Genomic DNA, 13,451 nt, shown 5'->3' on the forward strand with positions numbered 1-13,451 from the left:
CGCGAAATGCCGTGGGGCGCCTCAGGACTCGGGATGGGCCAAGCGGGCGAGCAGGGTGACCGCGTCGTTGAGGACCACCGGCTTGAAGAAGCGCGCGTCGACCTGTTCGACGGCGGCGATCGCGCGGGGCGCCAGCTCGGCGCCGACAGCGGTGACCCGCAACCGCTTGGCGCGGGTGTCGGCGGGATCGACCTCCCGCTCAACCAGTCCTTTGGTCTCCAGAGCACGCAGGACCTGCGAGGTCATCTTGACGTCGGTGCCGGCCTGGCGGGCGAGAGCCAGCTGGTTGGGGTGCTCCCCGTGGGTGTTGAGCCACCAGGTGCAGGCCAGCAGCACGAACTGGACGTGCGTGAGGCCGAGGGGGATCAGGGCGGCGGCGATGTCGCGCTGCCAACGCAGCGTGGCGTGCCAGAGCAGGAAACCCGGGCTTTCGCCAGGGCTGAGCGCCATCAGCCGCCCGCCCGCTCGACGAGGGTGGCCATGGTGGCAGGCCAGTCGGCGGTGACCGCCGGGCCGATCTGCGGCCCGAGTTCGTCGGCCGCGGCACCCGTGATCTCCATCCGGTACACCATCCGAGTGCGGAGTCGCTCGCCCCGGTCAAGCCGGTGAACAGTGCGCAGGACCAGGCCGTCGATACGAGCCTCGTCCACGAACAGCTCGTCGACGGTTGCCTCGGCGACGCGCAGGCGCACCGGGTCCTGTCCGGCCGGAGTCATCACGATCTCAGCACCCGCCGCGAACGGGCCACTGATCTGGATGCTCTCGATGTCGGCGTTCCAGGCTCCCCAGCTCTCAACATCAGCCCACAGGCGCCAGATCGCCTCGGGCATGGCATCGGTCTCGATGCTGTGCTCGTACGTCCACATCAGGGGTCCTCCCCGCTCTCGACAGACAATCAATGCGAAGACTATCTACGCGAAGACTATCTGTCCACGTGGAACCTCCAACCTCCGGGCGCATACCGATTCCCGCCCCGACCAGCGGCCTCGCGGACAAGGTAAATGTGCTGAACGACACTGCCTGTCCGGGGTGCGTCGACTTTCCACAATTTATGAGTACAAGTCCCATCAACATCCCGCACAAGCCATGATCAATGCTGGCCGCACGCTCGTAAAACGGGGGGCGTGCAGGCCGACCAAGATTGGAGCAACGTGCGAAGAAGGACAAACCTGCTCGCTACCGCATTCCTCGCACTGGCGGCACTTTTACCTGTTCCCGCGGCCGGCGCGGCGACCGAGCCAGAAGCCGGCACCACCACGGCCACACGACAGAGCAGCATCACCTGGGCGCCCTGTGAGGAGGAACCCAGTGCCGAGTGCGGCAAGCTGACCGTCCCCATCGACTGGTCCAAGCCGAACGGCGAGACCATCGACCTGGCCATCGCCCGGCGCAAGGCCACCGACCCGACGGCTCGTGTCGGCTCCCTGGTGATCAACCCTGGCGGCCCGGGCGGATCGGGCGTGGAGGCCGTGTACGGCGCTCCCGGCTCCTACACCGAGGAGCTGCAGAAGCGCTTCGACATCGTCGGCTTCGACCCCCGGGGCGTGGGCCGCAGCCACCCGGTGATCTGCTCGGCCTCGGTGTACAACCAGATGCCGCACACCGTCATGTCGAGCCAGGCCGACTACAACGCCTGGGACGCCTTCACCAAAAAGCTGCACCAGGACTGCCGGGCACGCACCGGCCCCCTGTACGACCACGTCGACTCACGCAACGTCGCGCGCGACATGGACGCCCTCCGCTCCGCCCTCGGCGAGGAGAAGCTGACCTACTACGGCATCTCCTACGGGACGCTGATGGGCCAGATGTACGCCGAGATGTTCCCGAACCGGATCCGGGCCCTCGCTCTCGACAGCAACATGGACCACAGCCTCGGCGTCGCGGGCTTCCTCAGCACCGAGGCGATCGCCATCGAGGACTCCTTCGACGAGTTCGTGGGATGGTGCGAGGCCGACACCAGCTGCGTCCTGCACGGGCGTGACGTCCGTCAGATGTGGCGGGATCTGCGGGCCAAGGCCCGGCGTGGCGAACTGCGCTACCCGACCGCCCCGGACCGCCCGATGACCGAGCTGCAGGTCATCTACAACGCGGCGCTCGGCACCGAGGGGCCCGACTGGCGCCTGCTGAGTGAGGTCATCAACTGGCTGAGCGGCGGGCCCGAGCCGTCGTGGGTGCCGCCGCTGGAGGGCCGGGGGCCCGTGGAGGGCGACACCGCCCAGCTGCCCACCCGGATCCTCTGCCAGGACTACAACCTCCGGGTGCGGAACTACGCCGAATACGCCTTCTACATGGGCGTTTCCAAGCGCCTCGCGCCCGACGTGGGGTATCACCCGTACCCGATCGACGACATGCCCATCTGCCTCAACTCCACGACGACCAACCCACCGCACCAGCTCAAGTACACGGGCGACACACCGATCCTGCTGGGAAACTCGCTGCATGATCCCGCCACGCCGTACATGTGGTCCGCCAACGCCGCGCGGCAACTCGGCCCGAAGGCCGTGCTGCTCACCTATGAGGGCTGGGGGCACCGCATCTACGGCAAGGACAAGTGCCAGACGGACATCATCGACCAGTACCTGATCGCTCTGACCGTGCCCCCGCCCGGCACCCGCTGCGCCGTGGGCACGCCTGAGGAAAGCATGCTCAAGCAGCAACAGCAGAAGACGTGGCCAACGGACAAGCAGCACTGGGCCGCCATGGCCGGTAGGTAACCAGAGCCCCCGGACCGCGGCACACCGCGGTCCGGCGGTCTTCTCATACGGCTGGGACCTCTGCTGCAGGTAACAAGCCCGGCGGCCTTGGCGGTGCTGAGGGAATCGGGGCGGTATCGAGCGAACTCCAGTGCGTCGTTTTCAGATTGACTTCAGGACGCGGATGCGGTCGGCGATCGCGCGTCGGGAGACGTCCGCGTTGAAGGCGATGGAGTCGAATTCGTGCGGGACTCCGGGGTGGAGGTGAAACTCGACCGGGACGCCAGCGCGGCTGAGCGTGATGGCGTAGGCGCTGGCTTCGTCGCGGAAGGCGGCGATCTGCCCGATTTCGAGGTAGGCCGGCGGCAGGTCGGTCGCGTTCTCGAGGCGAGCCGGGGTGGCGGTGGCCGGGACGCCAGGCCCGCCGGCCGCGTCGCCGAGGAGTGCGGGCCAGGCGGTGCGGCTGTCGTCGTAGGTCCACACGGCGAGAGGTGCGATGTGCGGGTCCGGGGTGGTGTTCCGGTCGTCGAGCATCGGCATCAGGAGGATCTGCCGGGCGATCTGCGGGCCGCGGCGGTCGCGGCTGAGGATCGAGAGTGCGGCCGCCATACCCCCACCGGCGCTGCGGATGAGCGGGTCAGGCGGTCGGCGCAAGGACGACGACCTTGCCGGACACGGCAGCGGCGGCGACTTCCGCATGGAAGGCCGGGAGGTCCTTGAGCTGGATACGGCGGCTGATGTCGATGTGAAGTTCGCCTCGGTCGATCGCCGCCACGAGGCCGGCGAGCTGCTTGGAGTCACTCCGGACGAAGACGTTGAGCCCGCGCACATGGCGCGTTTCGTCGCTCGGCGCCTGCATCCACACCGTGGTGTTGACCACGGCCCCGCCGGACCGCACGAGAGCGGCCTGGTCGGCGAGCTGCGAGGGCTCGATCGGTGCGAGGTTGAGCAAGAGGTCGACCGGCTGGGTCACCGCATCCACCACGTCGGTCGCGGTGTGGTCGAGGACCTCGTCGGCACCGGCGGCCCGGACCCGGTCCGCGCTGCGCGGGCTCGCCGTGGCGATGACGTGCGCGCCGACGTTCTTTGCCAGCTGCACCGCGTAGGCACCGACAGCGCCTCCGGCGCCGGTGATGAGCACGCGTTGCCCGGCGGTGAGCTCGCCGAGTTCGAACAGTGCCTGCCATGCGGTCAGGCCCACCAGTGGCAGGGCCGCCGCGTCAGCGAGCGGCACGCTCGAAGGCGCGGCCGCCAGGACCTCGGCGGGCGCGATGACGTACTCAGCAGCTGCGCCGTCGCCGATCATCGGGAGGAATCCGACGACCTCGTCACCGACCGCCACCGCGTCGACGCCGTCACCGAGCGCGTCGACCGTTCCGGCGACGTCGATGCCAGGCGTGTGCGGGAGCGTCACCGGGAACGGGCCCTGGAGACCACCGCCGCGAATACCGGCGTCGACCGGGTTGAACGACGTCGCCGCGACCCGGACGCGAACCTCACCAGCGCTGGGGACGGGCAGCGCCACGTCCTCGTAGCGCAGGACATCAGCATCGCCGTACTCGTGGAATCGCACTGCCTTCATGACGAACTTCTTTCTTCGAGGGAGTCAATATGCTTCGGATTCGAAGCACTTCCGTGAAACGAAGCTAGCACTGCTTCGAATTCGAAGCAAGTGCGATTGCGGCTTGGCCGAAGAACGGCAGCCGGCGCATGACCGAGCTGGCAGACGGGGTTGTGTACAGCCGCAGCGGCCTGACTCACCAGGTGGGCCTGCTGGAGAAGGCCGGACTCGTCGCCCGCGGCGGAGCCTGATCGCGCCCCGGCCCCATCGCTGGGTCAACGAGCGCCGCGGAATCATCCGAGCAGGCGCGAGCGGCGGATTCGGGCGTCCGGGTCTACAGCGTCGGCGATCGCCGCGGACCGCTTCCGGACATCCGCCGGCAGCGCATCCGGCACGCTGGCCGCGCCCTCGACCCACGAGCCCGGCGTCGAGCCGGCGTCGGCAATCGACCAGACAGATCGTGCCCGAGCGAACCCTGCTTCGATCCGTTCACGGGGGAACAGGTTGAGCGGCGCAACCGCGTGGTAGATGAAGTCGCCCGGCGGGGCCACAACGGCCCCGATGCGCCTGACCGGTGCGCCCGCCACGTGGCGGATCTCCATCATCACGATCGGGGCGTCGTCTGCCGCGGCTGTCGAGAGGAGCGCTTCGGCGATGACAGGGGTCGATGCGTCGAGCCACCGCGCGTCGCCGATGGCCGGGGTTGCCGTAGGTGGATCGAGGTGGATCCGCGCAAGTCCCGCCGCGTCGGTTGGGCTCCAGCTGTCGGAGACAGGCTCCGCTGCCGCCCGCATCGCGTCGAGCAGCGGAGTTGCCGCTACGGGCCCGTCAGGATCGGCGATCGCGAGGTGAACTGCGACTCTCCCGTGCAGTTCCTCCGGGAACGGGGGCAGAGGCGGCACGTGGAGCACCGCGATGCTGGAGGAAACGCTGCTACCGACTGTTCCGATGGTGCTCGACCATGCTGCGACGAGTTTCGGTAGCGCGTCGGCATGCCACAGCAGTGCTCCGGCATGGAGGTCCGCCGCTGGGACGAGGTCGAACTCCAGCGTGTGAGCGATCCCGACTCCCCCCGCTCCGCGGAAGGCCCAAATCGCCGCTCGATCGACCTCGTCGGTGGCATCGTCCGCAGCGGTGCGGGAACGACCGCTGCCGTCGACATAGTGGACGGCACGAAGTGCTCCACTGGCAAGTCCATCCCGTCGGACAAGCCAACCGATGCCGCCGCCGAAGGTGTAACCGGACACGGACACACTCGGGGCTGAGCCGGCTAATCCGAGCAAGCCATGCTGTTCGGCGGCGGCGTTCATCGCAGACCAGGTTGCGCCGGCCCCAACCACGGCGACGCGCGACTCGGGATCGATCGCCGCGGTGTGACCGTCGCGGGTGCCGCAGCACGCGCGGGCGTGCCGCACGTCGTGTACTCGTCGGTCGGCGGGGCAGAGCGAGCGACAGGGATCCCGCACTTCGAGAGCAAGCACCGGGTCGAACAGCGGCTTAGCAAGGTGGTGCCGACGAAGTTCGTCCGCCCGACGTTCTTCATGGAAAACCTGGCGCCGCAGCTCGCCGACGGCGGGAGTGGGGAGCTGGTGCTTCGCCTGCCGGTTGCGGGTGACGTTCCGCTCCAGATGATCGCCGTTCGCGACATCGGCGCCGCCGCCGCGCGTCTCTTGATCGTCCCTGATGCAATCGATGGTGATGCGGTCGAACTCGCCGGCGATGAGCTCACCATGGCTCAGGTGGCCGACCGGATCGCAGCCAAGCTCGGCCGACCGACGCGGTACGAAGGGCTGCCGATCGATGTGCTCGGTAATGACGAGGACATGCGAGCGATGTTCCAGTGGTTCACCACCGTCCCCGCCTACCAGGCCGACTTCGACGTCACGCGCCACCTCGTCCCCGACGTGCGCGACTTCGCAGCATGGGTATCGGACCAGGGTCCCGCGCGCGCCGGAACTGACGCGTCGAACTAACCGCGATCGGGTGCGATGCCGCGCAGGAACACCGCGCGCAGCTCGGCGGCCGCCTCTGCCCAGCCGGGCACGTTCGACATCGGCTGCGCGAGCATCGCCCCGAAACGCACCACGGTCCCCGCATTCACATCCGTGCGGACCGAACCGTCCTGATGGCCGCGCTCGAGGATGGCGCCCATGGTCTGCTGCATGCGCGCGCGCAGCTCCGCGGACTCGGTGCCCTCGGTCATGGGCGCTCCGTGGAGCGGAAGCACCAGTTCGTCGCGATGAGCGAAGGTTTGATGGAGGAACCGGCTGATCGAGTCATGACCGGTATCGCCGGACGTCAGCGCGTCCTCGGCCTCGGCCAGGATCAGACGATAGGCGCGGACCGCCATCGCCTCAAGCAGCGCCTCCCGGTTCGGGTAGCGACGGTAGAGCGTCCCGATCCCGACTCCCGCCTCAGCAGCGATCTGCTCCAGCGGAACGAACTTACCCTCGGCCAGCCCCGCACGCACAGCTGCAGCAATCAGCCGCTCAGTGTTCTCCGCCGCATCCTTCCGGGGCTTGCGCGTTCGCGTGGAGGTCATGAACAACACACCCTACGCGAGCGTTGCTGCCGCAGATGACAGTGACGACGTGACGGCCGACGAAACGGTCACGGTCTTCCAGAACGGCAGCGACGCCTAGGGCAGCTGACGGCTCGACGACCAGACCCGTGTGCTCCAGAAGCAGCTGCATGCCCGCGATGATCGACGACTCGCGGACAAGGACGGCGTCGTCAGCCACCGTGAGGAGGTCGTCCAGGAAACGTGGATTCCTCGCCCGCCAACTCAAGGCCGATCGTGCTTGGCAACGGGGGCCCGCCGCGATGCCACGACCGTCACATCGAGGCCACGGCGGCGGCCTGACCAACTGAGCGCCTGGCCGAGGTTGCCGGCACTGGCGCACACCACTGCGGTCCGGCCCTGCTCGGTCAGCAGGCTCGCGACAAGCTCGGTACCCCGGGCCTTGAAGCTGCGGACCGGGTTCGCCGTTTCCAGTTTGATACTCACTGTGCAGCCAAGTCGGCGTCCCAGTGCATCGCATTGGTACATCGGCGTATGCAGAAATATGGGGTCGATCACGCGGCGGGCCGCGTGGATCCGGTCAAGATCAAGCCGCGTCTTGAGCACGCCGAGACGATACACCCGAGGATGCCGCCTTGACCGTCAACGCCATGGACCCGGCCGACCCATGGCAGTTGACTGGCGTGGTCCGCTACTACTGCGGTCTGGTGGAACTGAGAGGTCCGAACACCCGCACCCCACACTGCCGGAGAGCGCACCTTTCATGAATCGCTACGTTTCAGGTGCGCTGCCGCAGTGTGCCGGTGTACTGCCCGACGTCCAGCCCTTTCCCGGCGGCCCACCTGTCGTCGTGACAGGTCGCCAGATGTCGATCGGCCGCGTCGCCGATCAGCGCCACCACCGTGCCGGTCTCGCTCCTGGCCCGCATGCGCTCGACCAGTTCCAGCGCCGCCCACAACGCGGTGCCCGACGAGGCGCCAACCGGCAGCCCGGTGACCTCGCGGATGCGCCGGGCCGCCGCCACGCTGGCCGCGTCGGGCACGGGGACGATCAGGTCCACGAGGTCGGGCCGGAAGCCGGGCTCGACGCGTGGCCGTCCGATGCCTTCGATCCGCGACGGCATCCCGGTGCCGTAGTCGGGCGCGTCGAGGGTCCATCCCGGAAAATAGGCCGAATTCTCGGGATCCGCCACCGCGACCCGACAGCTCTCACCGTGGGACCGGATCCACTGGCCGAGGGTGGCCGAGGTCGCTCCGGTGCTCGCTCCCGTCACCACCCATTCCGGCCGCACCTGCCCGAACAACTCCTCCGCCAGGTCATGCGGCGCGGCTCGCCCGAACTGGTCCAGGAAATGCCCGTCGATCTCCCGTGCAGCGTTGTAGATCGCCAGCGGCGGTGTCACGAACCGGCACTCCCCGCCCAGTTCCTCCACCGGCCGCGCCCGCGCCTGGCTGCGCTCGCCCGGCATGACGACGATGTACGGCAGCCCGAGCCGCCGCGCGAACCAGGCCTGTGCCACGGCCGCGTTGCCGCCGGTCGCCTCCACCACGGTCACGCCCTCGGCGATCGACCCGTCGAGCACGGCCCGGCGGAACAGTGCTCTGGCGTGCCGGTGCCGCAGGCTCCCGGTCGGCTGCGCGGACTCGTTCTTCAGCAGCAGCCTGATCCCGGGTGCCGATACCGGGAAGTCGATCAGCGGGGTGGGGTCGCCCAGCGCCAGCACGTCGAGCGCTCGCGTGTTCCAGTTCACCGTTCCACCATGTCAGGTGCGGTCCGAAAGACCGCGCCCGTTCGCCATGAGCGAGGCGGTCAAGAATCCACCCGCGTTTCCCTGAAATGACGTTGCGGTTGCCGGATCGGCCCAAGTGCAGATAAGCACCAGCCCAACGGCTCGACCGCCCGGAGCCCGCGGACTCGTGGCAGAACCTCTCTATCTCTTGTGCTGACGGCGCACCATCTCGGCGATCCAGACGGGCGCGAACGGAGACGTGCAGTTCGGCGGAGTCGGGTAATCCTTGAGCACTTCCAGGCGCTCGCCGATGTCGATCGCACGGGCGCGGTGCTCGGCGTGCTGAATCCCGATCTGCGCCAGGCAGTGGTTCATCGCCCACTGCAGACGATCCGGGGCGTCCTTCATCTCCGCCTCGATGACATCGAGCAATCCCGCGAGGTCGAGGCCCTCGGGCTTCTTCGCGACCCGCTCGGTGGTCAGCGCCCAGCCAGCACTCGCGACCACTGAATCCGGATCCGTACACCAGGCGAGGCGCAGCTCTTCGGAGTACGGGCTCTTCTTCACCACGTAGTTCACGAGCCAGTCGTGCACCTTGGGGGCGCGCGTCTCGCGCAGCATGGTGTCCAGCTCATCGCGCTCGAATGCCTTCGGACGGCAGATCAGGATCGCCAGGAGCTTCGCCCCGGTGTCATCCGTCTTCCAGAGCTCGCGCGCGAGATCCTGCTGCGTCTTGAGCTGCTTCGCGAGCGCGCGTAGCTTGCCGAGGTTCACACCGTGATCGTCACCGTGCTTCTCATTCACCTCGCGCATCCTCGGGTCCTCAAGCACGGCCAACTCAGCCATGACCTGCGCCACCGTCGTCTCGGTCACCTCAGCCTCCTGTCCGTCGCGCATGAAACCTAGCCCACGGCCGATGGTGTCCGGTATGCCTTGGCGACCCCAAGCCCGGATCGTCCGCGAGGGTCAGCGCCAGGGCGCATCGGGAAAAGTTCGCGTACGGTCTGTCGAATTCGCGTCGCCCGTCCGACGTGGAGGCGTACCGACCAGACACACAGCCAAGGAGACCCACTCATGGCCCAGTACGCGATCCTCATCTTCGACAACGCCGCAGCCGGCGACTACACCCCGAGCAGCAGGCGGCGAGCCAGCGGCACGCCGACGACCTCGTCGACTCCGGCGCCATGATCGCAGCGTACGCGCTGCAGCCTGCCGACACCGCCACCTCGTTGCGCGGCGACGTGGTCACTGACGGGCCCTTCATCGACTCCAAGGAAGTCATCGCCGGCGTCTGCATCATCGAGGCTCCCGACCTGGACGCCGCCCTGGACCTGGCGCGTCGTAACCCCGCCGTCCAGTGGGGTCGCGGCGGTGTGGAGGTGCGTCCCGTCGCGGGCGGCATCGCGCCCATCGCCCGATGACGGCTGCGGCGGACGCGGGACGGGCGGTCGCCGACGCGCATCGGGGCGAGTGGGCTTTCGTGCTCGCCGTGACGGTGCGCGTCGCGCAGGATCTGGACCTGGCGGAGGAGTGTGTTCAGGAGGCGTATGCCGTGGCGCTCTCGCCCTGGGAACGCGATGGGATCCCCGGACCGGCGCTGACGGTCGGCTGCTGCGGCTTCAGGAGCAGGACCGTTCGCAGTGGACCGTACCGCGCTGGCCGAGGCTCACGGTGCGACAAAAGTCTCCAAGTAAGACAAATACAATAGAATTACTAGCAGAGGCCGTCCGGTTCTGGCCTGATTCTGGCGCAGGATGGCTTTTTCCGAGAGGCATGTTTCTGTCTTGCCGACCGCCTCGTCCATTGGACGCCCCACGCGCTCTTCATGGAACTGCGGAATCCCCTATGCGTGGTTCTGCCGGTTTTCCCACCGCGATCACCCGGTTGACGAGCAAGTGCCAGCCAGGATCCGATCTCTCCGGCGCCTTGTCCCCTTTGCCGGGTTCGATGCCCGACGGCGGGACGTTGGCATTCGGCGTCCTTAGAGAAGGTGTTGCATCCATTGACGGTCTGTTGTCAGTTGGTCACGCTTTGATGCATTCCGCAATGAAGGGACCGCTCCCCATGCTTTGCTTGGCGTGATGGTCCCATCGGTATAGAGGTGACTGATGCAGGCACAGATCCAGCTCACAGGTGGCGATGAGATAGCGGAGTTCACCGGGTTGTGGCAATGGTTGACCAGCGAGCGGGCGCTGACCGGGACGGTAAGGGTCGTGCGGAGGCCGACGGCGGAGGACGAGCTGGGCGGGGCCTTGGACACGCTCGTCTTGGCACTCAGTTCAGCAGGCGCGGTCGCGGCCCTGTCACGGGCGCTGACCGTCTGGCTGGCCACCCGCCGGGCGGACGTCACCATCACCGTCAAAGCCTCCGGCGAGGTGAAACTAGACGCCCGGCGGGTCAAAGACCAGGACATCGCGCCGCTGCTGCGCCAAGTACTGCGAGCGCCCGATGAGCACTGAGACGCCCCGCTCGCCGGACTATGCCCGCTCCCGGGCAATCCTGATCGGTGTCTCGGCTTACGCCGACAAGGCGTTCCGACCCCTACTCGCTGCGGCCAACAGCCTTGACGGACTGCATCAAGTCCTGATGGACCCCGCCCTGTGCGGCTGGCCAGCGGAGCAGATCACCCTCATCCCCAACCCTGCCGACGTGGCCGGCCTCGTGCGGACCTTGCGGCGTCTGGCCCGCGACACAGCAGATGTGTTGCTGGTGTACTTCGTCGGACACGGGATCATCCTGCAGAACGGGCATCTGTGCCTGCCCCTGACCGGCACGGACGAGGGTGATCCCGACGTCACCGGCCTGGAGTACGAACGCCTACGTCAAGCGCTGCTGGACAGCCCCGCACGGGTCAAAGTGGTGATCCTGGACTGCTGCTACTCCGGCCGTGCCGTCCAGGCGCTGTCCGCCGAGGGCGTCGCCGACAGCGCGGGCATCCGTGGCGCCTACACGCTGACCGCCAGCGACCACACCGCTCATGTTCCTCCGCTGGGCCGGCAGGCCAACGCCTGCACCTCCTTCACCGGCGAACTTCTGAACCTGGTCCGCACCGGCCTGCCCGACGGGCCAAAGTGGCTCACCTTGGACCTGCTCTACCCGCATCTGCGCCACCGTCTCCACAGCCGGGGCCTGCCTGAGCCCAACCAGCGTGGCACCGACACCGCCGGCCGTCTTGTCTTCACCCGCAACCCGGCTTCCCAAAGCCAGGCGTCCTCTTCAAGCCGACCCGCCGACCCACCCCCCGGTGAGTCCAGTCGCGCCGCCCTTACGTCACGGGCCCGGACCGGATGGAGAACCGCGGTGACCGCCACCGCGACCTTTGCCGTCATCACCGCCGGCCTGCTGCTGTGGTGGCTGCTGGCTTCACGAGGGCCGCAAACGGCCGGCTCCGCCGGCGGCACGCCTACTGCGCCCAGCGCTTCCACCGCACCGATCCACGCGATCGGCTGGACCTACACCACCGGCGATTTCATCATCTCCAGCCCGACAGTGGCCGACGGGATCGTGTACATCGGCAGCAGCGACGACAAGGTGCATGCGCTGGACGCGGCCACCGGCCGGGTGAGCTGGACCTACACCACCGGCGGCCACGTCTACTCCAGTCCGGCGGTGGCCGACGGAATGGTGTATGTCGGCAGTCGCGACAAGAAGGTGCATGCGCTGGACGCGGCCACCGGCCGGGTGCGCTGGACCCATGCGACCAGGGGCGAGGTCAACTCCAATCTGGCGGTGGCCGGGGGAATGGTGTACGTCGGCAGTCGCGACGGCAAGGTGTATGCCCTGGACGGTGCGACCGGCCGAGTGCGCTGGACCCGCCCCACCGGCGGCGCCGTCGACTCCGGTCCTGCGGTGGCCGACGGAATCGTGTACATCGGCAGCAACGACGACAAGGTGTACGCACTGGACGCGGCCACCGGCCGGGTGCGCTGGACCCGCCCCACCGGCGGCGCCGTCAACTCCAGCCCTACGGTGGCCAAGGGAGTGGTGTACGTCGGCAGCGGCGACGGCAAGGTGTACGCACTGAACGCGGCCACCGGCCAGGTGTACTGGACCCGCCCCACCGGCGGCGCCGTCCTTTCCAGCCCTGCGGTGACCGAGGGAGTGGTGTACGTCGGCGGCGGCGATGGCAAGGTGTACGCGCTGGACGCGGCCACCGCCCGGGTGCGCTGGACCTACGCCACCGGCGACAAGATCGACTCCCGTCCGGCGGTGGCCAACGGAATGGTGTACATCGGCGGCCACGATGACAAGCTTCATGCGCTGGACGCGACCACCGGCAAGGTGCGCTGGAGCCGTACCACCCTCGGCGACATCAGTTGGTCCAGTCCCGTGGTGGTCGATGGGCTTGTGTACTTCGGCAGCACCGATGGCAAGGTGTACGCACTGGACGCTGCGACGGGCCGCCTCTGACCCCCGCAATCAGGACGCCTACTCCAGCCGCATTCAGCAGGTGCCGACCTTGACCGTCTGGCAGCCCTCAAGGCGGCCGGCTGCAAGGTCCAGGTCGGCCAGGTGCATCGGGGCAAGGTCGTCGCCGTCGTCCTGGAGAACACCCAGCTGCGGGTGCTGTTCGAGGGCAAGCTGTTGTCGGCGCACTCCCGCACCACCGTCAAGGAGGTCAATGGGCTGCGAGTCAGCGGCCACATCGACTACGAGATCCAGGCACGGTGTAAAGCATCAGCCGATGCCAAACCGTCAAACATCAACTGAACGTTGACACCAGGCTCAACACCAGATCATGCCCGTCTGAGATGGACTTCCAGCAACCGGTTCGGGCTAATCCTCGCTACTCTCGTCGGGGTCGTCGTTGCTCCCATCAGGATGGCCGAGAGGCTGCTGTACGCCTTCTTCGCGGCGATGGCCGGGACCGAACGGGAGAACGTCCGCGAAGCCACCCTGGAGGGACTCGACGTTCGGCTTCTGAGAAGCGCGCCGGCGCCACGGCCA

At 67.9% G+C, this 13,451-nt stretch carries 16 protein-coding genes; 6 read left to right on the forward strand and 10 right to left on the reverse strand.

Annotated features, from left to right (window positions below; all coding sequences use genetic code 11):
* Positions 1-21 precede the first annotated feature (21 nt).
* Both KLK06_RS35405 and KLK06_RS35410 read right to left on the reverse strand, forming a co-directional pair.
* A complete protein-coding gene (locus tag KLK06_RS35405; RefSeq protein ID WP_214639976.1) occupies positions 22-450 on the reverse strand; it encodes a MarR family winged helix-turn-helix transcriptional regulator in 429 nt (142 codons plus the stop codon).
* Positions 450-866 carry a hypothetical protein gene (locus KLK06_RS35410; protein WP_214639977.1) on the reverse strand — a complete coding sequence of 139 codons (417 nt, stop codon included), beginning with the start codon at positions 864-866 and terminating at the stop codon, positions 450-452. The genes KLK06_RS35405 and KLK06_RS35410 overlap by 1 nt, the downstream gene beginning before the upstream one ends.
* Positions 867-1,151: 285 nt before the next feature.
* Between KLK06_RS35410 and KLK06_RS35415 the strand changes: the two genes are divergently transcribed.
* Positions 1,152-2,714, forward strand: a complete 1,563-nt coding sequence (locus KLK06_RS35415) for an alpha/beta fold hydrolase (RefSeq protein ID WP_214639978.1) — start codon at positions 1,152-1,154, stop codon at positions 2,712-2,714.
* 141 nt (positions 2,715-2,855) lie between these two features.
* Here KLK06_RS35415 and KLK06_RS35420 read toward each other — a convergent pair whose 3' ends face one another.
* The 3 genes from KLK06_RS35420 to KLK06_RS35430 form a co-directional block, all read right to left on the reverse strand.
* Positions 2,856-3,392 (reverse strand): alpha/beta hydrolase fold domain-containing protein, encoded by a 537-nt coding sequence (locus tag KLK06_RS35420; RefSeq protein ID WP_284735222.1) that lies wholly within the window; start codon positions 3,390-3,392, stop codon positions 2,856-2,858.
* A complete protein-coding gene (locus tag KLK06_RS35425) occupies positions 3,331-4,275 on the reverse strand; it encodes an NADP-dependent oxidoreductase (RefSeq protein WP_214639980.1) in 945 nt (314 codons plus the stop codon). Before KLK06_RS35425 ends, KLK06_RS35420 begins: the two co-directional genes overlap by 62 nt.
* A gap of 272 nt (positions 4,276-4,547) precedes the next feature.
* Entirely contained in the window at positions 4,548-5,564 is a 1,017-nt protein-coding gene (locus tag KLK06_RS35430) for a hypothetical protein (protein ID WP_250906525.1), read from the reverse strand.
* Here KLK06_RS35430 and KLK06_RS35435 point away from each other — a divergent pair.
* A complete protein-coding gene (locus tag KLK06_RS35435) occupies positions 5,541-6,227 on the forward strand; it encodes an NmrA family NAD(P)-binding protein (protein ID WP_250906526.1) in 687 nt (228 codons plus the stop codon). The genes KLK06_RS35430 and KLK06_RS35435 overlap by 24 nt on opposite strands.
* On the opposite strand, the gene KLK06_RS35440 is transcribed toward KLK06_RS35435, so the two are convergent.
* From KLK06_RS35440 to KLK06_RS35460, 5 genes are all read right to left on the reverse strand, one after another.
* Entirely contained in the window at positions 6,224-6,796 is a 573-nt protein-coding gene (locus tag KLK06_RS35440) for a TetR/AcrR family transcriptional regulator (RefSeq protein ID WP_214639983.1), read from the reverse strand. The two genes, KLK06_RS35435 and KLK06_RS35440, sit on opposite strands and share 4 nt — an antisense overlap.
* On the reverse strand, positions 6,744-7,157 hold the full coding sequence (locus KLK06_RS63195; protein WP_374197172.1) for a pyridoxal-phosphate dependent enzyme: 414 nt from the start codon (positions 7,155-7,157) through the stop codon (positions 6,744-6,746). The genes KLK06_RS35440 and KLK06_RS63195 overlap by 53 nt, the downstream gene beginning before the upstream one ends.
* A complete protein-coding gene (locus tag KLK06_RS35450; RefSeq protein ID WP_214639985.1) occupies positions 7,040-7,381 on the reverse strand; it encodes a pyridoxal-phosphate dependent enzyme in 342 nt (113 codons plus the stop codon). Before KLK06_RS35450 ends, KLK06_RS63195 begins: the two co-directional genes overlap by 118 nt.
* A 172-nt stretch (positions 7,382-7,553) precedes the next feature.
* Complete coding sequence (locus KLK06_RS35455; RefSeq protein WP_214639986.1) at positions 7,554-8,525, reverse strand: PLP-dependent cysteine synthase family protein; 972 nt, start codon at positions 8,523-8,525, stop codon at positions 7,554-7,556.
* 180 nt (positions 8,526-8,705) lie between these two features.
* Positions 8,706-9,350 carry a DNA alkylation repair protein gene (locus KLK06_RS35460; RefSeq protein WP_214640187.1) on the reverse strand — a complete coding sequence of 215 codons (645 nt, stop codon included), beginning with the start codon at positions 9,348-9,350 and terminating at the stop codon, positions 8,706-8,708.
* A gap of 338 nt (positions 9,351-9,688) precedes the next feature.
* On the opposite strand from KLK06_RS35460, the gene KLK06_RS60385 reads away from it, so the two are divergent.
* From KLK06_RS60385 to KLK06_RS35480, 4 genes are all read left to right on the forward strand, one after another.
* Positions 9,689-9,925 carry a YciI family protein gene (locus KLK06_RS60385; protein ID WP_250906527.1) on the forward strand — a complete coding sequence of 79 codons (237 nt, stop codon included), beginning with the start codon at positions 9,689-9,691 and terminating at the stop codon, positions 9,923-9,925.
* 687 nt (positions 9,926-10,612) lie between these two features.
* Positions 10,613-10,963: a hypothetical protein gene (locus tag KLK06_RS35470; protein WP_214639988.1), complete on the forward strand. Its 351-nt coding sequence runs from the start codon at positions 10,613-10,615 to the stop codon at positions 10,961-10,963.
* Positions 10,953-12,914, forward strand: a complete 1,962-nt coding sequence (locus KLK06_RS35475; protein WP_214639989.1) for a PQQ-binding-like beta-propeller repeat protein — start codon at positions 10,953-10,955, stop codon at positions 12,912-12,914. Before KLK06_RS35470 ends, KLK06_RS35475 begins: the two co-directional genes overlap by 11 nt.
* 102 nt (positions 12,915-13,016) lie before the next feature.
* Positions 13,017-13,214 (forward strand): hypothetical protein, encoded by a 198-nt coding sequence (locus KLK06_RS35480; protein ID WP_214639990.1) that lies wholly within the window; start codon positions 13,017-13,019, stop codon positions 13,212-13,214.
* Positions 13,215-13,451 lie beyond the last annotated feature (237 nt).

It is taken from the genome of Nonomuraea sp. NEAU-A123, assembly GCF_018603905.1.
In the GTDB taxonomy this organism is placed as follows: domain Bacteria; phylum Actinomycetota; class Actinomycetes; order Streptosporangiales; family Streptosporangiaceae; genus Nonomuraea.